Annotated in this window: 20 protein-coding genes; 13 read left to right on the top strand and 7 right to left on the bottom strand. The window is 53.3% G+C overall.

The annotated features are described in order from the left end of the window. Positions 1-5 precede the first annotated feature (5 nt). Positions 6-677, bottom strand: coding sequence for a phage shock protein PspA (gene pspA / locus EYY67_RS10225; RefSeq protein WP_131693449.1), 672 nt, complete (start codon positions 675-677; stop codon positions 6-8). 233 nt (positions 678-910) lie between these two features. Between pspA and pspF the strand changes: the two genes are divergently transcribed. The 8 genes from pspF (at position 911) to dtpA (ending at position 11013) form a co-directional block, all read left to right on the top strand. Beyond that, the gene (gene pspF, locus EYY67_RS10230) at positions 911-1918 is read left to right on the top strand and encodes a phage shock protein operon transcriptional activator (protein ID WP_131693450.1); all 1008 of its coding nucleotides are present in this window, start codon (positions 911-913) and stop codon (positions 1916-1918) included. Positions 1919-2282: 364 nt separating this feature from the next. After that, a complete protein-coding gene (sapA, locus tag EYY67_RS10235) occupies positions 2283-3947 on the top strand; it encodes an ABC transporter substrate-binding protein SapA (RefSeq protein ID WP_095921556.1) in 1665 nt (554 codons plus the stop codon). Next, positions 3944-4909 (top strand): putrescine export ABC transporter permease SapB, encoded by a 966-nt coding sequence (sapB, locus tag EYY67_RS10240; protein ID WP_119826233.1) that lies wholly within the window; start codon positions 3944-3946, stop codon positions 4907-4909. The genes sapA and sapB overlap by 4 nt, the downstream gene beginning before the upstream one ends. Next, entirely contained in the window at positions 4896-5786 is an 891-nt protein-coding gene (gene sapC / locus EYY67_RS10245) for a putrescine export ABC transporter permease SapC (protein ID WP_131693451.1), read from the top strand. Before sapB ends, sapC begins: the two co-directional genes overlap by 14 nt. Then, positions 5786-6778 (top strand): putrescine export ABC transporter ATP-binding protein SapD, encoded by a 993-nt coding sequence (sapD, locus tag EYY67_RS10250; RefSeq protein WP_095921495.1) that lies wholly within the window; start codon positions 5786-5788, stop codon positions 6776-6778. The genes sapC and sapD overlap by 1 nt, the downstream gene beginning before the upstream one ends. Next, positions 6778-7587 carry a putrescine export ABC transporter ATP-binding protein SapF gene (gene sapF, locus EYY67_RS10255; protein WP_095921494.1) on the top strand — a complete coding sequence of 270 codons (810 nt, stop codon included), beginning with the start codon at positions 6778-6780 and terminating at the stop codon, positions 7585-7587. The genes sapD and sapF overlap by 1 nt, the downstream gene beginning before the upstream one ends. 129 nt (positions 7588-7716) lie before the next feature. Further along, a complete protein-coding gene (locus tag EYY67_RS10260; RefSeq protein WP_131693452.1) occupies positions 7717-8919 on the top strand; it encodes a CMD domain-containing protein in 1203 nt (400 codons plus the stop codon). A 582-nt stretch (positions 8920-9501) separates the two neighbouring features. After that, a complete protein-coding gene (gene dtpA, locus EYY67_RS10265; RefSeq protein ID WP_095921492.1) occupies positions 9502-11013 on the top strand; it encodes a dipeptide/tripeptide permease DtpA in 1512 nt (503 codons plus the stop codon). 94 nt (positions 11014-11107) lie between these two features. Here the strand turns inward: dtpA and EYY67_RS10270 are convergent, their stop codons facing one another. After that, a complete protein-coding gene (locus EYY67_RS10270; RefSeq protein WP_131693453.1) occupies positions 11108-13003 on the bottom strand; it encodes a diguanylate cyclase domain-containing protein in 1896 nt (631 codons plus the stop codon). Positions 13004-13168: 165 nt separating this feature from the next. Beyond that, positions 13169-14200, bottom strand: a complete 1032-nt coding sequence (locus EYY67_RS10275) for an AraC family transcriptional regulator (RefSeq protein ID WP_095925102.1) — start codon at positions 14198-14200, stop codon at positions 13169-13171. 306 nt (positions 14201-14506) lie between these two features. On the opposite strand from EYY67_RS10275, the gene EYY67_RS10280 reads away from it, so the two are divergent. The 5 genes from EYY67_RS10280 (at position 14507) to gstA (ending at position 19686) form a co-directional block, all read left to right on the top strand. After that, on the top strand, positions 14507-14776 hold the full coding sequence (locus EYY67_RS10280; RefSeq protein ID WP_095921490.1) for a hypothetical protein: 270 nt from the start codon (positions 14507-14509) through the stop codon (positions 14774-14776). Positions 14777-14984: 208 nt separating this feature from the next. Next, positions 14985-16052, top strand: coding sequence for a GGDEF domain-containing protein (locus EYY67_RS10285; RefSeq protein ID WP_162928662.1), 1068 nt, complete (start codon positions 14985-14987; stop codon positions 16050-16052). 191 nt (positions 16053-16243) lie between these two features. Continuing rightward, complete coding sequence (locus EYY67_RS10290) at positions 16244-17917, top strand: putative bifunctional diguanylate cyclase/phosphodiesterase (RefSeq protein WP_095921488.1); 1674 nt, start codon at positions 16244-16246, stop codon at positions 17915-17917. A 124-nt stretch (positions 17918-18041) separates the two neighbouring features. Then, the gene (gene dapA, locus EYY67_RS10295) at positions 18042-18908 is read left to right on the top strand and encodes a 4-hydroxy-tetrahydrodipicolinate synthase (protein ID WP_131693454.1); all 867 of its coding nucleotides are present in this window, start codon (positions 18042-18044) and stop codon (positions 18906-18908) included. A 172-nt stretch (positions 18909-19080) separates the two neighbouring features. Continuing rightward, complete coding sequence (gene gstA / locus EYY67_RS10300) at positions 19081-19686, top strand: glutathione transferase GstA (protein ID WP_119826241.1); 606 nt, start codon at positions 19081-19083, stop codon at positions 19684-19686. A gap of 75 nt (positions 19687-19761) precedes the next feature. Here the strand turns inward: gstA and pdxY are convergent, their stop codons facing one another. From pdxY to EYY67_RS10320, 4 genes are all read right to left on the bottom strand, one after another. Then, positions 19762-20622, bottom strand: a complete 861-nt coding sequence (gene pdxY / locus EYY67_RS10305) for a pyridoxal kinase PdxY (RefSeq protein WP_095921485.1) — start codon at positions 20620-20622, stop codon at positions 19762-19764. Positions 20623-20725: 103 nt separating this feature from the next. Then, positions 20726-22000: a tyrosine--tRNA ligase gene (gene tyrS, locus EYY67_RS10310; protein WP_131693455.1), complete on the bottom strand. Its 1275-nt coding sequence runs from the start codon at positions 21998-22000 to the stop codon at positions 20726-20728. 162 nt (positions 22001-22162) lie between these two features. Beyond that, the gene (gene pdxH, locus EYY67_RS10315) at positions 22163-22828 is read right to left on the bottom strand and encodes a pyridoxamine 5'-phosphate oxidase (protein ID WP_095921483.1); all 666 of its coding nucleotides are present in this window, start codon (positions 22826-22828) and stop codon (positions 22163-22165) included. Positions 22829-22939: 111 nt separating this feature from the next. Next, entirely contained in the window at positions 22940-23251 is a 312-nt protein-coding gene (locus EYY67_RS10320) for an MliC family protein (protein WP_095921482.1), read from the bottom strand. Positions 23252-23261: the final 10 nt, after the last annotated feature.

Consider the following 23261-nt stretch of genomic DNA (forward strand, 5'->3'; position numbering starts at 1 on the left):
AAACATTATGCGTCCTGGTTGCCGTTCATTTTCGCTTTCAGGGCAGCGATTTGTGCGCTGATTTCATCGTCGGCTTTCAGTTCGGCAAATTGCTGATCCAGCGATTTCTTTTTACCGATGCTGACGCTTTCTGCTTCCGCTTCCATATGATCAATGCGGCGTTCAAACTGCTCAAAACGTGCCATGGCTTCATCAATTTTACCGCTGTCGAGCTGACGACGAACGTCACGCGACGAGGCCGCCGCCTGATGGCGTAAGGTCAGCGCCTGCTGACGCGCACGGGTTTCGGTCAGTTTGCTTTCCAGTTCACCAATTTCTGACTTCATGCGATCCAGCGTTTCTTCCACCACGGTGACTTCGTTTTTCAGCGTGGTGACAAGCTCGGACAGTTTTTGCTTTTCGATCAGCGCCGCACGGGCCAGATCGTCTTTATCTTTACGCAGCGCCAGTTCGGCTTTGTCCTGCCATTCAATCTGCTGGGCTTCACCCTGCTCGATACGGCGGATCAGCTGTTTCTTTTCTGCCAGCGCACGGGCGGAGGTAGAACGCAGTTCCACCAGCGTGTCTTCCATTTCCTGAATCATCAGACGAACCAGTTTTTGCGGATCTTCTGCTTTATCCAGCAAAGTATTGATGTTGGCGTTAATGATGTCAGCGAAGCGAGAAAAAATACCCATAATCGAAATTCCTCTTTGTTTCTGTTTGGTTTCCGGCCAAATGATTACCGGTTAAAGCCACATGATAATTTTCTACCGCGGCGATAACTCTCTATCAGGATCCGTGCCAACTTTTTAAAATCATTATCTTCATGAATAAATTGAATTTTTTCATAGCGTCTCTGCTATGCTTATTTTTCGAGATGATTATTTTCACTAAGTGTTAGTGTTTTTCACCACACAAGGAAAGGCAAATGACGGATAACACAGACAAATTACTCGGCGAGGCCAATGCCTTCATCGAAGTGCTGGAACAGGTCTCGCAACTGGCGAAGCTGAACAAACCGGTGCTGGTGACCGGCGAACGCGGCAGTGGGAAAGAACTGATAGCGCACCGTCTGCATTATTTGTCACCCCGCTGGCAGGGGCCGTTCATTTCGCTCAACTGTGCGGCGCTCAATGAAAATCTTCTGGATTCAGAGCTGTTCGGTCATGAAGCGGGCGCATTTACCGGCGCGCAAAAACGCCATCTCGGACGCTTTGAACGGGCGGACGGCGGCACGCTGTTCCTCGATGAACTGGCGACCGCGCCGATGCTGGTGCAGGAAAAACTGCTGCGCGTGATTGAATACGGCCATCTCGAGCGCGTCGGCGGCAGCCAGCCGTTGCAGGTGGATGTGCGGCTGGTGTGCGCAACTAACGATGACTTACCGCAACTGGCCGCAGAAGGGAAATTCCGCGCCGACCTGCTCGACCGGCTGGCGTTTGATGTGGTGCAGTTGCCGCCTCTGCGTGAACGCCAGCAGGACATCATGTTACTGGCCGAACATTTCGCCATCCAGATGTGCCGCGAACTTTCATTGCCTTTATTCCCCGGCTTTACCGAATATGCCCGTGAAACCCTGCTGGCCTACCGCTGGCCGGGCAATATCCGCGAGCTGAAAAATGTGGTGGAACGTTCGATGTACCGTCACGGCACCAGCGATTTCCCGCTCGACAACATTATCCTCAACCCCTTTGCGCGGCGCACTTCCGCTGCTGTTCCGGCAGATGTCAGTCAGCCTGACGCTCTGCCGACGTTACCCTTAGATCTGAAACAATGGGTCACGGAGCAGGAAAAGAATCTGATTGAACAGGCTTTGCGGCAGGCGCGGTTCAACCAGCGTAAGGCGGCTGAGCTGCTGAACGTGACATATCATCAGTTGCGCGGAATGTTGAAGAAACACGCCATTCAGGTGAATTCGCAGGAAGTGGCTGAATAACAGGCAAAAAAAAGCCAGCACCCGAGCTGGCTAAGTAATACTGGAAGCAATGTGAGCAATGTCGTACCTCGCGGTTAACGTCCCTGGCGGGCCGTCTCTCGTCCGGTGAAAAGAATGATAATGGTTCTCAGTATCGTCTGTAAAGCACTTTGTTGAGAATATTTCTCATTACCACAATGTCGTCATGGCTACTTATTGAACATCCATAAGGTCATTAAGGACTCCGTTTTATTTCGCCTTACGCCTTGTCCGGATGATTTTTGCGCGATGTGCCGCAGGATCATACGCTGTTTTGCGCAATGGATTGGGGTACTTCGCAGAGTACGGTACACTTAAGGTATTGCACCTTAACTTTGAAGCCCTTATGCGTCGTCTAACTTTGTGGATGCTTTTACTGAGCAGTTTGTCCACAGCAGCTTTTGCTGAGACTGCCCCCCAACACGCCAGCCCGACGGCAGTCAGTACGCCGGTGAAAGATATTCGCCAGAGCGGCTTTGTCTATTGCGTTAATGGCATGATCAATACTTTTAATCCGCAGAAAGCCAGCAGCGGGTTAATTATCGATACTCTTGCAGCACAGTTATACGATCGCCTGCTGGATGTCGACCCCTATACCTACCGCCTGATCCCCGAACTGGCGCAAAGCTGGGACGTGCTGGATGACGGCGCTACCTACCGTTTCCACCTGCGCAAAGACGTGCCTTTCCAGAAAACCCGCTGGTTTTCACCGACCCGTAAAATGAACGCCGACGACGTGGTGTTCAGCTTCCAGCGCATTATCGATCCGGATAATCACTATCACGCGGTCAACGGCGAGGAATACCCGTATTTCGACAGCCTGCAGTTTGGCCGCACGGTGAAAAGCGTCAAAAAACTCGATGATTATACGGTTGAGTTTCGCCTCAATAACCCGGACGCCTCTTTCCTCTGGCATCTGGCAACGCACTATGCGCCGGTGCTTTCCGCCGAGTATGCCGGCCGTCTGACCAAAGCCGGTAATGAAGAAGAGATCGACCGCCAGCCGGTCGGTACCGGCCCCTTCCAGCTTGGCGAATACCGCACCGGCCAGTACGTCCGTCTTGCGCGCAACGGCCAGTACTGGAAAGGCACCCCGCGCATGTCGCAGGTGGTGATTGATATGGGTGTCGGCGGCACCGGGCGTTTATCCAAATTACTGACCGGCGAGTGTGATGTGCTGGCCTATCCGGCGGCGAGTCAGTTGTCGATTCTGCGTGAGGATCCGCGCCTGCGTCTTTCCCTGCGCCCCGGCATGAACGTTGCGTATCTGGCATTCAATACCAGCAAAGCGCCGCTCAACGATCCGCGTATTCGTCAGGCAGTGGCGCTGTCCATCAATAACCAGCGTCTGATGCAGTCGATTTATTACGGCACGGCAGAAACCGCCGCATCTATTTTACCGCGCGCCTCCTGGGCGTATGACAGCAATGCACAGGTCACGGAATACAATCCTGAAAAAGCGAAGCAAATACTGAAAGATCTCGGTCAGGAGAAACTCAGTCTGCATTTGTGGGTACCAACGGCGTCGCAATCCTTTAACCCCAGCCCGCTGAAAACCGCCGAGCTGATCCAGGCCGATCTGGCGCAGGTGGGCATCCGGGTGACGATTGTGCCGGTCGAAGGCCGTTTTCAGGAAGCCAAGCTGATGGAGATGAACCACGATCTGACGCTGACCGGCTGGTCGACGGACAGCAACGACCCCGACAGTTTCTTCCGTCCGATGCTCAGTTGCGCGGCGATCCATTCGCAGACCAACTATGCTCACTGGTGTAGCCCTGAATTCGATGAGTTGTTGCGTCAGGGGCTGTTGTCACAACAACTTTCTCAGCGCATTGAATTCTATCAGCAGGCGCAAAAAATCCTTGAGCAGGAGTTACCGGTGCTGCCGCTGGCGTCCTCCCTGCGTCTGCAGGCCTACCGTTATGATATTAAAGGGCTGGTGCTGAGCCCGTTTGGCAACTCGTCGTTTGCGGGTGTGTTCCGGGATGATGAAGGAAGGAAAGCCCCATGATCATCTTCACGTTACGTCGTATTTTACTGTTGCTGGTCACCCTGTTTCTGCTCAGTCTGGTGGCGTTCAGCCTGAGTTATTTCACCCCGAATGCGCCGCTGCGCGGGGCGTCGTTGTGGGATGCCTATCACTTTTATTTTACTGGCCTGTTCCAGTTTGATTTTGGCGTGTCGAGCATTAACGGCGAAAGCATTACCTATCAGCTGAAAGCGGTATTTCCGGCCACCATGGAACTGTGTGTGCTGGCTTTCGCGCTGGCGCTAATCGTCGGCATCCCGCTGGGTATTCTGGCGGGGGTGATGCGCGGTAAATGGCCGGATGTCGCCATCAGCAGCCTCGCCCTGCTCGGTTTTTCGATTCCGGTATTCTGGCTGGCCGTGTTGCTGATGCTGTTCTTCTCGTTGCAACTGGGCTGGCTGCCGGTCTCCGGCCGTCTTGATTTGCTGTACCAGTTGAAAACCGTCACCGGCCTGACGCTGGTGGATGCGTGGTTGTCCGATTCACCTTATCGCCATGAAATGATCATGAGTGCCGTCCGCCATATGATTTTGCCGATCGCCGCGCTGGCCGTCGCACCGACCACCGAAGTGATCCGCCTGATGCGCATTTCCACCGACGATGTGTTGGCGAAAAACTATGTGAAAGCCGCCGCCACCCGTGGTTTATCGCGCTTTACCATTATCCGCCGCCACGTGCTGCACAATGCGCTGCCGCCGATCATTCCTAAACTCGGCCTGCAATTTTCGACCATGCTGACGCTGGCGATGATCACCGAAGTGGTCTTTAACTGGCCGGGCATCGGCCGCTGGCTGATTAACGCTATCCGCCAGCAGGATTACGCGGCAATTTCTGCCGGTGTGATGGTAGTCGGTTCGCTGGTGATTGTGGTTAACGTGCTGTCAGACATTCTGGGCGCGGTGATGAATCCATTGAAACATAAGGAATGGTATGCCCTTCGATAATGTATACCGCGAAAAACAGGTTCCCAGTCCGCTGCGCCATACGTGGGGGATTTTCTACCGCGACACGCTGTCGATGATCGGCTTTTACGGCGTGCTGGGTCTGCTGTGGCTGTGTATTTTCGGTCATCTGCTGGCGCCTTATGCGCTCGATCAGCAGTTCCTCGGTTATCAGTTGCTGCCGCCATCCTGGTCGCGCTACGGCAATGTGTCGTTTTTCCTCGGCACGGACGATCTGGGGCGCGATTTACTTAGCCGGATGTTAACCGGTGCTGCGCCGACGATCGGTGGCGCGCTGGTGATCACGCTGGCGGCCTCACTGTGTGGCGTGATTATCGGCGTACTTGCGGGGATCAGCCGTGGCCTGAAATCGGCCATCCTGAACCATATTCTCGATACATTGTTGTCGATCCCTTCCCTGCTGCTGGCGATTGTGGTGGTGGCCTTTATCGGCCCGAAACTGGAACACGCGATGCTGGCCGTCTGGCTGGCGTTGTTGCCACGTATTTCGCGCACGATTTACAGCGCCGTACACGATGAGCTGGAAAAAGAGTATGTGGTGGCCGTAAGGCTCGACGGTGCCTCGACCTGGCAAATCCTGCGCTATGCCGTGTTGCCCAATATTGTGGCGGTGCTGGCGACGGAATTTACCCGTGCGCTGTCGATGGCGATCCTGGATATCGCCGCGTTAGGTTTTCTCGATCTGGGCGCGCAACTGCCTTCACCGGAATGGGGCGCGATGCTCGGCGACTCGCTGGAACTGGTGTATGTCGCACCGTGGACGGTAATGTTGCCGGGTGCCGCCATTCTGGTTAGTGTGCTGCTGATCAACCTGCTGGGTGACGGTGTGCGTCGGGCGATCAATGCGGGGGTGGAATAATGCCGTTACTCGATATCCGCAATCTGACCATTGAATTTATGACTGCCGACGGTCCGGTGAAAGCCGTAGATCGCGTCAGCATGACCCTGAATGCCGGTGAAATCCGCGGACTTGTAGGCGAATCCGGCTCAGGCAAGAGCCTGATTGCCAAAGCAATTTGTGGTGTGACCAAAGACAACTGGCGCGTCACCGCCGACCGGATGCGTTTCGACAATATCGACCTGTTGCAGCTGTCGCCACGCGAGCGGCGCAAACTGGTCGGGCAAAACGTGTCGATGATTTTTCAGGAACCGCAGTCCTGTCTGGATCCTTCTGAAAACATCGGCCGTCAGCTGATTCAGGCCATTCCCGGCTGGACGTATAAAGGACGCTGGTATCAGCGCTGGAAATGGCGGAAAAAACGCGCCATCGAGTTGCTGCACCGCGTCGGCATCAAAGATCACAAAGACATTATGGCCAGTTATCCGTATGAGCTGACCGAAGGTGAATGCCAGAAAGTGATGATCGCCATTGCACTGGCGAACCAGCCACGTCTGCTGATTGCCGATGAGCCTACCAACGCCATGGAACCGACCACACAGGCGCAGATTTTCCGCCTGCTGGCGCGTCTCAACCAGAACAATAACACCACGATTTTGCTGATCAGCCACGACCTGCAAATGATGAGTAAATGGGCGAACCGCATTAACGTGCTGTATTGCGGGCAAACAGTGGAAAGCGCCGTGTGTGAAGAACTGCTGTCGGTACCGCATCATCCTTATACTCAGGCGCTGATCCGCGCGATGCCGGACTTCGGGCGTTCACTGCCCCATAAGAGCCGCCTGAATACGCTGCCGGGAGCCATTCCGTCACTGGAACATTTGCCGATTGGCTGTCGTCTCGGGCCGCGTTGCCCGTATGCACAGAAAAAATGCATCGAAACCCCGCGTCTGCGGCTGGCGAAAACCCATGCGTATGCCTGCCACTTTCCGCTGAACATGGAGGAGCAATAATGGGCGAAACCCTGCTCGAAGTCCGAAATCTGAGCAAAACGTTCCGTTATCGCACCGGACTGTTCCGCAAAATGAATCTTGATGCCGTGAAGCCGGTGAGTTTTACGCTGCGTGAAAAACAGACGCTGGCGATTATTGGCGAGAACGGCTCAGGGAAATCGACGCTGGCGAAGATGCTGTCCGGCATGGTGGAGCCGAGCGGCGGCGAGATCCTGATTGATGAGCATCCGCTGGAGTTTCGCGATTACCGCTTCCGCAGCCAGCAAATCAGGATGATTTTTCAGGATCCGAGCACCTCGCTCAATCCGCGTCAGCGTATCGGACAGTTGCTTGAAGCCCCGCTGCGTCTGAACGGGGAAATGGATGCCCAGCAGCGTGAACAGCGCATTAATCAGACCTTGCGTCTGGTCGGTATGCTGCCCGATCACGCCAATTATTATCCGCACATGCTGGCATCCGGTCAGAAACAACGTGTGGCGCTGGCGCGGGCGCTGATCCTGCAACCGAAAGTGATTGTGGCCGATGAGGCGCTGGCCTCGCTCGACATGTCGATGCGCTCGCAAATCATCAATATGATGCTCGAGTTACAGGAGAAGCAGGGGATCTCCTACATTTATGTGACGCAGCATCTGGGCATGATGAAACATATCAGCGATCAGGTGCTGGTGATGCATGAGGGTGAAGTGGTGGAACGCGGCAATACCGCTGAAGTGCTGGCGGCCCCCTTGCATGATCTGACCAAGCGATTGATTTCCAGCCACTTTGGTGAAGCACTGACCGCCGATGCCTGGCGGCGTGACGGGAATTAAGGCTAAAACGTCATCTATTCCTTTTCGATATGATTTATCGCTTAACATTATTTTATATCGACAGCAGTATCGGCAACGATAGGGTCTGATAATTCGCCTGAGTGACAGGCTTGAAGAAAGGACCCGTTCATGGAACAACAACGCAAGGCCGCGCACAGCGGCTGGTATCATGAAACTCAATCCAGCCAGTATGGTCATCTGCCGCTCGATCCGCATGCTGCGTTGGTTCAGGATCGCTTTCTGCTGGGCATTGATGCGCAACTTGACCCGACACTGCGTCAGTTGCTTAATGAACGTCAGAGACTGCTGCATGCTTCCCGCGCCTGCTATGACGTGCTGTTCCCGGAGACGCTGAACGTATCGCGGACCGAAACGTTATCTTTATATGACCGGCTGAGCAGTGCACTGACCGTCGCGCAGGTCAGCGGCGTGCAGACACTTTGTAGCCATTACGCCGCACGCCTCGCCCCGCTCTCCAGCCCTGATGCCTCCCGTGAAAGCAACATCCGCCAGACCCACATTACCCAGTTCGCCCGCCTGCTTGCCACCCAGCCGACACTGATCACCACACCGATGCTGCACCAGCTGTACGACGTGGATTTCAGTACCCGCGATATTGTGACCTTTACCCAGCTGATCGGTTTTGTCAGTTATCAGGCGCGCGTGCTGGCTGTGCTCAATGGTTTACGGGGCCGCGCGGCTGCCGTGCTACCCGGTTTCCCGTCACCGGAAGGCTGCGAACAAACCGGCTTTTCACTGGCGATGTTGCAGTGGACTTCGCGGCTGCCGGAAGTCGCGCCGGAAAGCGCCAGCCAGCATCAGCAGGATGTGCTGGATTTGATCGCACCGGATGCCCGTTCTTCCTCGTTCTATACCCTGCTGGTGCATGATGCCGACGCACTGAGCGAATTCTCGGCGGTGTTCAATCACATTATGCAGGCAGGCGAACTGCCTAAAGCGGCGTGGCGCGAACTGGCTGCCGTGGCGACGTCGCAACTCAACGGTTGTTTGTACTGCGCCGGTATCCACGGACGTTTGTATCTTGAAGCGGGCGGTAATGACCGGCTGATCAACACGTTGTTCGAAGAGCATCATCGTGATGATGCTGTCGATACGTTATCGAAAAACCTGACAGATAAAAAAGAGGCCGCATTATTGCAGGCGGTCGTGGCACTGACCCGCACGCCTGAGCGGTTTGATGCCCGGCAGTTACATGGATTATCAGATGCGGGTTATTCGGCGACGCAATCTCTGGATATTCTGCTGACAACGGCGCTGTTCAGCTGGTCGAATCGTCTTATTCAGACGCTGGGCGATACGCTGAGCCCGTAGTTCTCCCCCCTTTTCCTTTCATGCTAAATCCCCTCTCTCCGGCAGGATATTCCCCTGCCGGAGTGGACAATTGTAAATGCCCGCGCCACTTAACCGCCATAAGTCGTACTAATCTTATTTTCAATCGGAAATTTAGTGTTAAAACGCGATGCAGATCACATTACACTGTGACCCGTTCCTGATAGCTCTTCCGCAGCAAATCGGGCGTTCATAAAAACCCAGAAAAACCCCGTTATCGCAGATGCATTCACTGTTTATTCATCTTCATCCAGACAATAAAACCGATTAAGACTTTTCCGGTAAAACAATAACCACAACGCATCGTGGATTATTATTCATACAACATATTCACATTGTCTATTTAGAAAACATAAACGTTAATTCTGCATAACATTTCGAACACAGTTTAATCAGGTCGGATAAGTTAAATGTAACGGCATATGTCAAACTCCTTGCCTCATTTACGAAGATAGTGAACATTACTTGCCGTCATCCCATCTTATAACAATGCAAAGGGTGCTTATTTCGCGCCACTTATGCGTTTCCGCCACTGAAAGGCGGAAGGAATAAACAGAGGTCCGAGTGTCAACTGCAAACAAAACACCAAACAACGAAAGCGTGAGTCTGAACGCCTTCAAACAGCCAAAAGCGTTTTACCTGATCTTCTCCATCGAATTGTGGGAACGTTTCGGTTATTACGGCCTGCAAGGGATCATGGCGGTTTACCTGGTCAAAATGCTTGGCCTGAGTGAAGCCGATTCCATCACCCTGTTCTCTTCCTTCAGTGCACTGGTCTACGGCTTCGTGGCAATCGGTGGCTGGCTCGGCGATAAAGTGCTGGGGTCAAAACGCGTGATCGTGCTTGGCGCGATTGTTCTGGCGTTAGGTTATTCCTTCGTTGCCTATTCCGGCCACGAAGTCTTCTGGGTTTATCTGGGTATGGCGACTATCGCCGTCGGCAGTGGCTTGTTTAAAGCAAATCCATCCTCATTGCTTTCTACCTGCTACGAAAAAGATGACCCGCGTCTTGATGGCGCATTCACCATGTATTACATGTCTGTGAACATCGGCTCATTCTTCTCCATGCTGGCAACGCCATGGCTTGCCGCGCAGTACGGCTGGAGCGTCGCGTTCTCCCTGAGCGTGGTCGGTATGCTGATCACCATCGTGAACTTCATGTTCTGCCGCAAATGGGTAAAACGTCAGGGTTCAAAACCAGACTTCGCACCGCTGCAGTTCAAAAAACTGCTGATGGTTCTGGTCGGCGTGGTGGCACTGGTGTTCCTGTCCAGCTGGTTGCTGCATAACCAAACCATCGCACGTATGGTTCTGGGTGTGGTGTCCGTGGGTATCATCATTGTGTTTGCGAAAGAAACCTTCTCCATGCAGGGCATTGCACGTCGTAAGATGATTGTTGCTTTCCTGCTGATGATGGAAGCGGTGGTATTCTTTGTGCTGTACAGCCAGATGCCAACGTCGCTGAACTTCTTCGCGATCCACAACGTGGGGCATGATCTGCTGGGTATCAGCTTCCAGCCTGAGCAGTTCCAGGCGCTGAACCCGTTCTGGATCATGGTGGCAAGCCCGATTCTGGCGGCTGTCTATACCAAAGTGGGCGACCGTATGCCAATGCCGCACAAGTTTGCGATTGGTATGGTGCTGTGTTCAGGTGCATTCCTGGTTCTGCCGTGGGGTGCAAGCCTGGCGAATGAGCAGGGTATCGTGTCTGTTAACTGGCTGGTACTGAGCTACGCGCTGCAGAGTATCGGTGAGCTGATGATTTCAGGTCTGGGTCTGGCGATGGTGGCACAACTGGTTCCACAGCGTCTGATGGGCTTCATCATGGGTGCCTGGTTCCTGACTACCGCTGCGGCGGCGATCATCGCAGGCTACGTAGCGAACCTGACTGCTGTGCCTTCAGACATTGAAGATGCGCATGCTTCACTGGCTATTTACAGCCATGTGTTCCTGCAAATTGGTATCGCAACTGCCGTGATTGCCGTGCTGATGCTGGTCACAGCGTCTAAACTGCACCGCATGACGCTGGATCGGGATACTGACGAAAAACAACCAGAACTGGCTTCCGCGCAGTAAGCGCAGAAAGAATCTGACGATGGTTGACGAACGCCTCCTCCGGGAGGCGTTTTTTATGGTGCAACGCCCTGCCCCTCCGCCGTTCCCCTGTTTTTCACCCTAAATAATACCGCCCTTTCCCGCTCTGCTTCGCCCGGTACATCGCGGCATCGGCGCGTGCCATCAGCGTATCGGGTAACAGCGGCTGACGGGCGCGGCCGACTGCCACACCGATGCTGGCGGATAAGGCCACCGGAACCCCGGCCACCCGCTCGATGGCGTGTAATGCGCTCATCAGGCTGATGCAAATGCGGCTGACATCACTTTCGGTATTCACCAGATGCCCAAGCAAAACGGTAAATTCATCCCCGGCCAGACGCGCCACCACGTCCTGAGAACGCAGATGACTGCGCAGGGTATGACCGAAGAACTTCAGGATTAAATCACCAAATTCGTGCCCGTAGGTGTCGTTATAAGCTTTAAAATTATCAATATCCAAAAAGAGCAATGCGATGTCTTTATCTGCTTTTTCTTGTTGTCTGGCTGCATACATCAGGGACTGCTGAAACGCGCGCCGGTTAGGTAAGCCGGTCAGTGGATCGTGATTGGCTTCGAATTCCAGCTGCGCCTGTAATTCTTTAATCTCACTGATGTCTGTCGACAGGCCGTAGTATCCCTGGCGGATATCGTCGCAGGGGATCAGCGTGGTATGCAGTACGCCGCCTTTGCCGTGACGGGAATGATGCGGCAACTCAATTTCGTAACTGACAGCAATGCCCTGTAAAGCCTGACGGATGTAGGGCTGAATTTTTTGATAACTGTCATCCCCGACCACTTCCCTGACCGTCTTCCCGCTGACCTGTGTTTCCTCAACGCCGTACCAGTTGGCATGGAAATGGTTCACAAAGGTGTATTGCTCGCTGGCATCTACATGGCAAATCAGCGCGGGAATGTTGTCGGTGATCGCCCTGAGACGGTTTTTACTTTCCGTCAGTTCACGCTCACGCGTCAGCCGCTGGGCGATTTCCTGATGTAACTGATCCATCGCCACCTGTAACTCGTTGGTGCGCGCCGCCACCCGCCGCTCCAGGTCTTCCTGCAGCGTATACAGCGCCTGTTCGATGTGTTTACGTTCGGTAATATCGTTGATGACCACGATGTAGTGATGGGCTTCACCGGCGGGATTGCGCACCAGCGAGGCGGTCAGTGTCACCCAAAGCGTGCTGCCGTCAGCCCGTTGCAAAAGTTTTTCGACGCTGAAGCTGTTGATCTCACCGGAAAGCAAACGGGGAACCAGAATGTTCTCGGCATAAATGTCTTCGGGATGCGTGACGTCATGCAGCAGGCAGGCGCGCAGCTGATATTCGGCGTACCCGAGCATATTGCACACCTGCGGATTGATCCGCAGCCAGCGCCAGTCGAGGCCGACCAGCGAAAACCCGACGGCGGCGTGCGCAAATGTCTGTTCAAACAGGGCTTCACTTTTTGCCAGATTATCTTCCACCCGCGCCGTGTACTGACGGTTTTCCAGATGAAAAATGTAGCTTTGCACCAGCGCGGTCATGTCCGTCAACGTCTGCTGGTCTTCGTCGCTCCATTCCCGTACCCGGTCATCAATCAGACACATGGCGCCCAGTGCGATCCCCTCTTTCGAGTGCAGCGCACAGCCCGCATAAAACACAATGTGCGGGGCACCGGTTACCAGCGGGTTGTCATGAAAACGCAAATCGAGGCGGGCATCCCGCACAATCAGGGGGCCGGATTCCAGAATGGTGTGACCACAAAACGAGGTATCGCGGGGAGACTGGTTGATATCAACCCCGGTATGAGACAAAAACCACTGCCGGTCGGTATCAATTAGCGAAACAACCACCGCCCTGACCTGAAACTGGCGAGCGGCCATCCGGGTGATCCGGTCGATTTCCTCAATTCTGGGGGAATCCAGTATGCCCAGAGAAGCCAGTATGGCAAGACGAGCCTGTTCATCTACTGCCGGTTGAGGGACTAACATAATGCACTCTCAATGATTACTGGTGAATATTCCACCAAGTCTACTGTGTTTGTCCGAAAAGACGGCGCTGAATCCGCCCCTGAGAGGCAAAAATCAGAATAGTGACAGATCACGAAATGCGTATTTTTTTAACAGCTGGTGAACAAATAAGGCTAAATCAAACGATTAAAGCGAACTCACCCAATTCACATGCGTGGCATCAGCCTGCCCGGAAAGCTCGGCATCACGGCGAAATTTCTCCCGCATCTCTGACGGCGTTGCCCCGTAGAACTCATGGAAGTAACGGCGCAGCGAACTCAGCTCCAGCCCGCACTGGCGGGCGATGGCGGCCAGACTCTGATCTGACATGGAAGACGTACGCAGCAGTCGCTTCGCCAGCAACAGACGGCGGCTGCGGATAAACTGCGCGATGCCCCCCAGCGGCTCAAACAGGCGGTATAGCCCGGAGCGGGAAATGCCAAAATCTTTGCACAGAATATCGATACTGATCGGACTGCCCAGATGCTTTTCGATATACAGGCAGATGCGTTCAAGACGCGCGCTCTGCTCAAACGGGTGTTCCACTTTTTTGCCCGCCACCAGATGCAGCGTTTGCAGGAACACGGCAGCCGCCCCTTCGCCGGTGCTCAGCACTTCCTGCTCGGTCATCTGATCAAACACCTGCACCATGGTGGCAAAGTGATTGCGCAGGATGATATTGACCGGAGAAGTGGCCGGGATGCGTTTGCCGTGCAGTGCCGCAATGTCGACATTAAAATGCAGGCTGTGCTTGGGCATAATGATGTACTGGTAAGAACCGAGGCGTGGTTTCTGATCCCCCGGATAGACATGGATCTTAATCGGCTGAGACATATCCTGAATCATGATGTCTCCCTGATTAAGCATAAATCGCTCGCCATAACACTGGCATTCCATGCCGCCGATGATGATGATGAAAATCACAATGTGATCCGGCATGGAAAACAGGTTGCCGTACTGGCGGTTAATGTCATGCTCACTGACGGTCAGCACACCACCAATGACGCGGCCAAAGTTGTAGCCCGTCACGCCCCAGTCAAATTCTTCCCTGTGACGGTCAGGCAATTCCAGTTTAAAACCGGCACTGGACATTCCGTCTTCCCATTCGTAAAAACGGGTTTCGAAATCCTGATAAATGTTGGCGCCGTCAACGATCTTGCGTGAAGAGGAGTCGCTCATTTTGTCACCGAAAATTAAGATAATTCCGAAACGATAATCCACGTCAGCCTGTGAAATCAATCCTCAGCAGCAATTGGTAATACTTTTTCACCGCAGACCCTTATTTTGGCTATGCGCAAAGGCTGTCTAAAAGACTGTGAAATCAGGCAGTAAACCGCGTTAACCGGCGGATTGTGCCCGCAGGTAATTCGCGATAATAATTTGCGGATCAGTTAATATTACCGGCGTTAACCGCACTTTTCGGTTTGCTATCCTTAATTAAACCTAAGTCAAATTAATGACTCAGAGAATCACCAGGAGCATGCGATGGAAAAAAGAAAGGTCCTGGATGAAGGACGTCAGCTGAAAAGAATCAATGCGGAAACCCGCAGGCAGTCGCATATGCATAAATGGTTTGCCATCATTGCGGCGCTCGATTGTGTGCTGGTTATTTTTTATGATCAGGATATGCGAAATATCGTTTTTTCGGCAGGCGTCTGTATCGTTTGCACCTTTCTGTGGCTCAAAGGCCGCAAACAATCCCGTGGTTATCGCCGCGAATGGGATGAAAAATTCGGCACCAAAAAGCATCACTGAGTGCTTTATTGCCGTATTATCCCGCGCCGGCCTCCTTCGTTTATAAAGAAATTCCTAAAATTACTGAAAGTGTTTCTGTCCGGTGCCTCTTATCAGTCAGAATAACATCCGGCATACCCGCAAATAACAACTCATACAATTTATGCATCTCGACGTTTACACGTTATTTATTTTTGAGCTTTATATTCTCATCCTGCTTACCGGGGTCATGCTGTTTGCATGGATCGGTGGCCGCAGGGATCCGACGCTCGGGCTTACCGCCCTGATGCTGGCCTTTTCTACCGCCGGAACCTTACTCAGCAGCTTCCGTTCAGGCGCCCATGACATTATTCCGGTGCTGTTGAGCAACATCACCATTCTGTTTTGCTACGGCATATTGTGGGCCGCTTTGCGCACCTTTACCGGACGGAGGATACTGCTCCCCGTGGTGTTTGCCGGGCCACTTATCTGGGCGCTGTTCTGCCTGTACCCTGTTTTTTATCATGCGCTTTCCCAGCGGATTTTTCTCGGCTCGCTGTTAATTGCCGGATATACGCTGCTGACCACGGTTGAGCTTTGGCATGCACGCAAACAGCTTCATGTGACGTTCTGGCCGGCGCTGCCGCTGAGTTTATTCCATGCCTGTTTCTATCTTGTCCGGCCGTACTTCGATGATGGCATTCCTTATGCGGAGACAGCGGGCGGTCATAGCAGCGGATTCTTCGCTATACTGATTTTTGAAGCTATTCTGTACGCTATCTGTCTGTCTTTCATCATTCTCGCCATGGTGTATGAGCGCGGGCAACTCGGTTATAAGCAAGCGTCCCTGCGTGACCCGCTGACCGGCGTGGGCAATCGCCGCGCATTTCTGGAATACGGTAATGAACTGATCAGAAAGCGTAAAAATAACGTTTTCCCGCTACAACTTATCTTGTTTGATCTGGATAATTTCAAAAGACTCAATGATCAGTACGGCCATGCCGGTGGCGATTCGGCGCTGGTTTTCTTTTGCAACGTGGTCAATTCCACGCTGGGAAAAAAAGATATTTTTGCCCGTATCGGCGGTGAGGAATTTGCCTGTCTGACCACGCAACCCAAAGATCAGGCGATAAAAATGGCGGAAACTATTCGTTTTCAGCTGGCGCAGAATTCCCTGCATAATATCCCGATGACGGTCAGTGTCGGCATGGCATTCAGTGAACCGGAACAAGATTCGATTTCGCACTTATTAATCCAGGCAGATCATGCTTTGTATCGGGCAAAATCCGCCGGTAAAAACCGTATTGAACTGAGTTGATCGTTATTCACCCGAATAATATATCGAATACCTTACTTAGGGCGTGATAACCGATTGAATTTTAAAATTTAAAAACAACGGTAATATTCTCATCCAATTGTGAGTAATAATTGCAAAAAACAATCTGATGAGTTCACTGGCTTACACGCTCTGCCACATCACACTCATTTTCTGCTCGGGGTAGTTAACTCATGCTTACAGATATTGCGATATGCCAGGCAGTTCTTGATGCTCTTCCCGAAGCGACGGTTCTTAAAGATGACCAGCGGAAACTGGTGTTTCTTAATCAGAAAGCCAGTGAATTTTATGGTCGTCCGCGGGAAGAGTTGATTGGTCAGGATGTGTCTTTTTTTACGGATACTGAACAAGCGGCACGGCAGCGCCAGCGCGATATCGAAGTACTGGAAACCGGTGAAAAAACCGTTAATGAAGAAACACTGGTGGATCCGTCAGGTAAACGGCGCAATGTGCTGGTGCGTAAATCCCGCGTCACTCTGGAGACCCGGCATTTTATTCTGACCTCCATTATGGATATTTCGTTGTTACGCAGTTCAGAAGCGCAAATCCGTTACCTTGCCCGCCACGATGTGTTAACCGGCCTGCCAAACCGCACCGCACTGAACGAAGAGCTGAGCCAGATTGCGGCACAGCGCATGTATCGCCCCGAGCCGTACGCCCTCTTCCTGCTGAATTTGAACGATTTTAACTACATCAACGACACCTACGGTTATCAGGCGGGCGATGCGATCCTGTGTGAATTCGGTCAGCGTCTGCGTAATGAAGTCGGCAACAGCGGCACGGTGTCACGCATCGGCGGCGATGAATTCTCCATTATCTTGCGCAACAGCCCGAGCAGTGAAATGGCCAATAATCTGGCGCTGGAAATTCTGGTGATGATGCGCCAGCCGTTTACCCTGACGCGCGCCAACCCGATGATCACCATTTCCTTCGGTATCGTGATGTTTGGTGCAGAGAACATTACAGCAGGCGAAATCATGCGACGCGGCAACACGGCGTTGCTGGAAGCCAAGCAGCGCGGCAAAAATATGTTTTCGTTTTACTCGGAATTGCTCGATGCCAGCAGTGTCAGCAAACGCATCATGGTGAAGGCGCTGGCCGAATCGCTGGCTAAAGAAGGCGATCTTTCCTGTGTCTATCAGCCGATTTTACGCAGCCGCGACGAAAAAGTGGTATGCGTCGAAGCACTGGCGCGCTGGAATCATGGGGTGCTGGGACAGGTCTCGCCGGTTCAGTTTATTGCGCTGGCTGAAGAAACCGGGCTGGTGATCCAGCTTGGGGAAATTGTTCTGCGTCAGGCATGCCGGGATATCAAAACCTTCGGCCAGCTGAATCTGGCGATCAACGTCTCTGCGGTGCAACTGGGCGAACCTGATTTCGGTCCGCGCATTCTGGCAGTTCTGGCGGAAGAGGATTTCCCGCCATCGCGGCTGGAACTTGAACTCACCGAAACATCGGTTATGAATGCCAACCCGGTCAGCCTCAGCCATCTGGCGACGTTACGTAAAGCCGGGGTGAAAATTTCCCTCGATGATTTCGGCACCGGTTACTCCAGCCTCAGTTTGCTGAAAGATATCTCGGTGGACAGCGTAAAAATCGACCGTTCGTTTGTGCAGTACGTCACAGAAGTGAACGATACCGCCGCCATCGTTTCTGCCGTCTCGCAGCTGGGCAATAAAATGCATCTCAACGTGATTGCCGAAGGCGTTGAAAATCAGCTGCAAAAATCCTTTTTAGTATCAGCAGGTTGCTCCCATCTTCAGGGTTATCTTTTTTCACGCCCGGTGCCGGTTGAAGTATTAAGTACCTTACTCAGCAATGAAATGAATATGCTGGCCGGTACCTGACCCCTGCATTCATTAGCACCATAGATAACTCAAAACACCTTATTAATTCATTCAATTGGCGCTCGTCCCTGTTTTACTGACATGATCCGAGGCTGATAAATCACGCCGTTTAAGGAATTACATCATGTCATCGTTTTCAGGTATCTGGGTCCCGCTGGTCACGCCTTTCCGTCAGGGTGAGATCGACTTTAGCGCATTGAAATCATTGTGCACCCGGCTGCTCAAACGGGGCGTTGATGGCGTTGTCGTTTGCGGGACCACCGGTGAAGCGCCGATGCTCACCAAAGAAGAACAGTTGCAGGTGCTGGATGCGGTACTGGAAATCGTGCCGGGTCATCAGGTGATCATGGGACTGTCCGGCACGCACATGCCGGTTATCCGCGACATGCAGGAGGCGATCCAACGCCGCCCGGTTGCCGGTCTGCTGATCCCCGCGCCGTATTACCTCCGCCCTTCTCAGCCTGCGCTGGTGGCCTGGTTTAATGAAATTGCCGACCGCGCCACGGTGCCGGTGGTGTTGTACAACATCCCCTACCGTACCGGCGTGCATATGGAAATTGAGACCTTCCGCCAGCTGGCTAAACATCCGCGCATTACCGCCGTGAAAGATTGTGGCGGCAGTATCGACCTGACGCTTTCGCTGATTGGTGACGGGGAACTGGATGTGTTGTGTGGTGAGGACGTGCAGATATTTTCCACCCTGAGTCTCGGCGGTGCGGGCGCGATTGCCGCGTCGTCGCATATTTTCCCGGAAGAATTTGTTCAGCTGATCCGCCAGTTCAGGGAGCAGGATATCGTTGCCGCGCGTAAAACCTTCTTCGGGCTGCTGCCGATGATCCGCCTGATGTTTTCGGCCCCGAACCCGGCGGCCATTAAATACGCCTTATCGCTGGATGGCCTGATGAATAATGAGTTGCGCTCACCCATGCTGCCAGCGCCGGAAAATGTGGAAGTGGCGGTGCGGGATTTTCTGAATCAGCATACCCGCTGAGGTAGCCCGTACTGGTGAATCTGCGCACCCGGACGCACTGTCACAATTAAAACGCTGACATTTGTGCCCGCCAGTTCTAGGATAGAAGCAGATTTTATATAAGCCTGTCGCTGCCCCGCGGAACCGGAATGTTTCGCGGGTTCTGCCGGGTTGCTCATCCAATGGAGTGTTTATGAAACTGTATTATAAATCCGGTGCCTGTTCCCTTTCTCCCCATATCGTCCTGCGTGAAGCGGGTCTGGACTTCAGCATCGAGAAAGTCGATCTGGCGACCAAGAAAACCGAAACCGGTGATGACTTCCTCGCCGTTAACCCGAAAGGCCAGATCCCGACGCTGCTGCTCAATGATGGCAGTATTCTGACCGAAGGCGTGGCTATCGTGCAGTATCTGGCTGACCAGAAACCTGACCGCCAGCTGATGCCGGAACAGGGAACGCCAGCCCGTTATCACGCGCTGGAATGGCTGAACTATATCGCGACTGAACTGCACAAGGGTTTCTCGCCGTTGTTCAATCCAAAAGCACCGGAAGAGTTTAAAACGCTGACCCGTGAAGCACTGAGCAAGAAATTTGCTTACGTGAATGAGTCCCTGAAAGGCAATCACTTCCTGCTGGGTGCCCGTTTCAGCGTTGCGGATGCCTATCTGTTCACGGTGATGGGCTGGGCGAAGGCGCTGAAGTTTGACCTGACTGCGCTGACCGAACTGAATGCTTATCTGGAGCGTGTTGCAGCGCGTCCGGCCGTTGATGCGGCGCTGACGGCTGAAGGCCTGAAGTAATTTCCTGAGCCTGTAAAGCATCCACAAAAACGCCCCGTCTTTCATAGCCCGGGGCGTTTTTTATGGAGGCAAATCTTACAGTTTTACCGCCGGGAAATGGTGCTCAGGTTTGACCATTTTGTCCTGCGCCGCCACAATTTGCAGCTCGTATTCACCCATCGCGTGCGTGGTCAGCATCACTTCATAAACCGCCGCCGTGACGTGTTCCAGCGCTTTATCCAGCGCCTCGCCTTTCAGCAGATTCACCAGCAATAATCCGCTGGTCAGATCGCCAACACCCACCGGCTGACGTACGCCAAAATCCACCAGCGGACGGTCGATATGCCAGGCTTCATCAGCGGTGACCAGCAGCATCTCGAAACGGTCGCTGTGATAACCGGCACGGCTTAAATGTTTCACCAGCACAACTTTCGGGCCTTTGCTGATCAATTCGCGGGCGGTACTGACCGCCTCTTCTACGCTGGCAACGGCATGGCCGCTGAGCAGTTCCAGCTCCAGCAGGTTTGGCGCGATGATGTCGCAATTCACCAGCGCCTGATTGCAATGGAATTCGGCCACGCCCGGCGCCACGATACAGCCTTTTTCAGGATGCCCCATGACCGGGTCACAAAAATACCAGGCATCAGGATTGGCGGCTTTCACCAGACGGACAATCTCCAGAATGCTCTGCCCTTGCTCCGGCGAACCGATATAACCGCTCAGTACCGCGTCGCAATCCTTCAGACGGTCAATTTCCGCAATTCCCTGCGCGATTTCTGTCAGATGTGCGGCGGGCATCACGCAGCCGGTCCAGTGTCCGTACTGGGTATGATTGGAAAACTGAACGGTATTCAGCGGCCAAACGTTTGCGCCCATACGACGCATAGGGAATTCTGCCGCGCTGTTACCCGCGTGCCCAAAAACGGTATGTGACTGGATAGAAAGAATGCTTTTCATGAGGATTTCCGATTGCAACGTCATCGGGGGAGATGGCGGAATAGCTGTGATCAGGGAACAAGAACGGGAGACTTTTCAGCCTCCCGCCCGGCCGGACGAAAATTTATGCCCAGAGCAATAAGGTGTAGTTCTTTTTACCGCGACGCAGCAAGGTGTAACGACCAAACAGACGATCGCTGTCGGTGAAGCTGTATTCGGTATCGGTCTGTTTCTCGCCGTTCACTGACACCGCGTTGGACGAGATCATGGTGCGCGCCTGACCTTTCGACGGTGCCATACCGGCAATCACCAGCGCCTGTTGCAGATCAGTGTCATTCGGTACTTCAAACAGTTCCAGGCCGTCCTGCGCCAGCTGACCAAAATCGACTTCGGTCATTTCGCTCAGGGAACCGGAGAACAGGCTCTGGGTGATGCGTTTTGCCGCTGCCAGACCTTCTGCGCCGTGGACCATACCGGTCACTTCTTCCGCCAGAACGTATTGCGCGCGAGGCGCTTTGCCGCTGGTTTTGTCTTCTTCTTCCAGTGCATTGATGTCTTCAATGCTCATGAAGGTGAAGAACTTCAGGAAGCGGTAAACATCGGCATCCGCGGTGTTGATCCAGAACTGGTAGAATTTGTACGGGCTGGTTTTCTTCGGATCCAGCCACACTGCGCCACCTTCGGTTTTACCGAATTTCGTGCCGTCAGATTTAGTGATCAGCGGAACGGTCAGGCCGAACACTTGTTTCTGGTGCAGACGACGGGTCAGGTCGATACCGGAGGTGATGTTACCCCACTGATCGGAACCGCCGATTTGCAGCTCGACTTTGTGCAGATCGTACAGGGAAGCAAAATCGTAACCCTGCAACAGATTGTAAGAGAACTCCGTGAAGGAGATGCCGCTGTCGTCGCGGTTCAGACGCTGTTTCACCGCTTCTTTGTTGATCATCTGGTTAACAGAGAAGTGTTTACCGATATCACGCAGGAAGGTCAGCACGTTCATGCCGCCAAACCAGTCATAGTTATTGGCGGTGATGGCGCTGTTTTCACCACAGCTGAAATCCAGGAACGGCGAAACCTGCTGGCGGATTTTTTCTACCCATTCGTTCACGGTTTCATTGGTGTTCAGCTTACGCTCGGTGGCTTTAAAGCTCGGATCGCCGATAAGACCGGTCGCGCCGCCCACCAGCGCCACAGGCTTGTGCCCGTTGAGCTGGAAGCGTTTCAGGCAAAGCAAAGGCACCAGATGTCCCAAATGCAAGCTGTCTGCGGTAGGATCGAAACCGCAATAGAGTGCAATTGGCCCTTGCGCCAGTCGCTCTGCTAACGCTTCTTCATCCGTCACCTGGGCAATGAGGCCCCGCTCTTGCAATTGTTTAATCAGGTTGCTGCTCGCCATCAAAGACTCCGTTTGTTTGTACTCAGAAATATGTACTGAATGTGTGCAGATTCATGTCTGACATCATGCCGCGCATGTGCCTTTTCTCTCACCTTTACGGGGAACGACATAGAATAAAGCGCCCGTCGTCAGAGCGCTAGGAAATCGCGTCTTTTTTCGTGGTTAAGGTGCGAGGCGGTCTATTTTCCAGCCAGTTTCGGTTTCTGCTTCGTCACGCTGATAGATGAAACGATCGTGCAGGCGATGTTCGCCCCCCTGCCAGAATTCCATCGAATCCACTTTGACGCGGAATCCACCCCAGAAACTTGGCAACGGCACTTCGCCATTGCTGAATTTTTGTTTCAGTTCGAGGAATTTGCTTTCCAGTACGCCACGCGCCGAAATCCGGCTGGATTGCTGTGAAACCCACGCGCCGATCTGGCTGTCTTTCGGGCGGCTGGTGAAGTATTTCATCACTTCCAGCGTCGACAGGCGTTCTGCCTGGCCGAGCACGATCACCTGCCGGTCCAGCATATGCCACGGGAACAACAGGCTGATGCGGGAATTGTTTGCCAGTTGCTGCGCCTTACGGCTGCCCAGATTGGTGTAGAACACCAGTCCCTTTTCATCATAGTGCTTGAGCAACACGATACGCTGGAAAGGTTGTCCGCGCTCATCCACCGTCGCCACCACCATCGCCGTCGGGTCTGCCAGACGGGCATCACAGGCCTGTTTCAGCCAGTGTTCAAACAAAGGCAGCGGCTCCGGGGTTAAATCTGCACGACGTAGCCCGCCACGGGTGTATTCACGGCGCGAGTCCGCGATATCAAACTCTTTGTTATCAGACATATGGATTCAGTTGCGTATCAAAGAAAGGTAAACGCATTGTGCACCCGCCGCGTCAGGATCTCAATGTTCCTGACGCGGGGCGTAAGAAAGGTAAAGCGGAGGGGATAAATTCTATTGTTGCACGCAGTCATCAATGATGACGTTCTCACCGCGCTGCACAAACGCCTGATTGCCTTTCGACCAGAAGGTATAACGGCCATCGCTGTAACGGGTGCCGGACGCCGCTTCAACTTGTTTCAGTTTCAACTGCTCGCCATCGAGGACCATATCCACCTGTTGCGCCGGTTTGTTCAGCGTAACGGTGAGCGGCAATGTGCCGCACTGGTAATGCAATTCGGTCGTCGGGCTTTCCGTCTGATGTCCAAACTGGCTACACCCGGCCAGCGTTAACCCTGCCAAAGAAGCGATAATCGCCTTTTTCATTCCGTACTCC

Source organism: Rahnella victoriana, from assembly GCF_004330295.1.
GTDB lineage: Bacteria > Pseudomonadota > Gammaproteobacteria > Enterobacterales > Enterobacteriaceae > Rahnella > Rahnella victoriana.

Excerpts from the sequence above, each read along its gene's own strand:
- EYY67_RS10285 (WP_162928662.1), top strand. The coding sequence starts at position 14,985 with ATGCTGTTTGCATGGATCGGTGGCCGCAGGGATCCGACGCTCGGGCTT.
- EYY67_RS10270 (WP_131693453.1), bottom strand. The coding sequence starts at position 13,003 with ATGTTAGTCCCTCAACCGGCAGTAGATGAACAGGCTCGTCTTGCCATA.
- sapD (WP_095921495.1), top strand. The coding sequence starts at position 5,786 with ATGCCGTTACTCGATATCCGCAATCTGACCATTGAATTTATGACTGCC.
- pspF (WP_131693450.1), top strand. The coding sequence starts at position 911 with ATGACGGATAACACAGACAAATTACTCGGCGAGGCCAATGCCTTCATC.
- EYY67_RS10275 (WP_095925102.1), bottom strand. The coding sequence starts at position 14,200 with ATGAGCGACTCCTCTTCACGCAAGATCGTTGACGGCGCCAACATTTAT.
- pdxH (WP_095921483.1), bottom strand. The coding sequence starts at position 22,828 with ATGTCTGATAACAAAGAGTTTGATATCGCGGACTCGCGCCGTGAATAC.
- EYY67_RS10290 (WP_095921488.1), top strand. The coding sequence starts at position 16,244 with ATGCTTACAGATATTGCGATATGCCAGGCAGTTCTTGATGCTCTTCCC.
- tyrS (WP_131693455.1), bottom strand. The coding sequence starts at position 22,000 with ATGGCGAGCAGCAACCTGATTAAACAATTGCAAGAGCGGGGCCTCATT.
- dapA (WP_131693454.1), top strand. The coding sequence starts at position 18,042 with ATGTCATCGTTTTCAGGTATCTGGGTCCCGCTGGTCACGCCTTTCCGT.
- pspA (WP_131693449.1), bottom strand. The coding sequence starts at position 677 with ATGGGTATTTTTTCTCGCTTCGCTGACATCATTAACGCCAACATCAAT.
- sapA (WP_095921556.1), top strand. The coding sequence starts at position 2,283 with ATGCGTCGTCTAACTTTGTGGATGCTTTTACTGAGCAGTTTGTCCACA.
- sapB (WP_119826233.1), top strand. The coding sequence starts at position 3,944 with ATGATCATCTTCACGTTACGTCGTATTTTACTGTTGCTGGTCACCCTG.
- EYY67_RS10280 (WP_095921490.1), top strand. The coding sequence starts at position 14,507 with ATGGAAAAAAGAAAGGTCCTGGATGAAGGACGTCAGCTGAAAAGAATC.
- gstA (WP_119826241.1), top strand. The coding sequence starts at position 19,081 with ATGAAACTGTATTATAAATCCGGTGCCTGTTCCCTTTCTCCCCATATC.
- pdxY (WP_095921485.1), bottom strand. The coding sequence starts at position 20,622 with ATGAAAAGCATTCTTTCTATCCAGTCACATACCGTTTTTGGGCACGCG.
- EYY67_RS10320 (WP_095921482.1), bottom strand. The coding sequence starts at position 23,251 with ATGAAAAAGGCGATTATCGCTTCTTTGGCAGGGTTAACGCTGGCCGGG.
- EYY67_RS10260 (WP_131693452.1), top strand. The coding sequence starts at position 7,717 with ATGGAACAACAACGCAAGGCCGCGCACAGCGGCTGGTATCATGAAACT.
- sapF (WP_095921494.1), top strand. The coding sequence starts at position 6,778 with ATGGGCGAAACCCTGCTCGAAGTCCGAAATCTGAGCAAAACGTTCCGT.
- sapC (WP_131693451.1), top strand. The coding sequence starts at position 4,896 with ATGCCCTTCGATAATGTATACCGCGAAAAACAGGTTCCCAGTCCGCTG.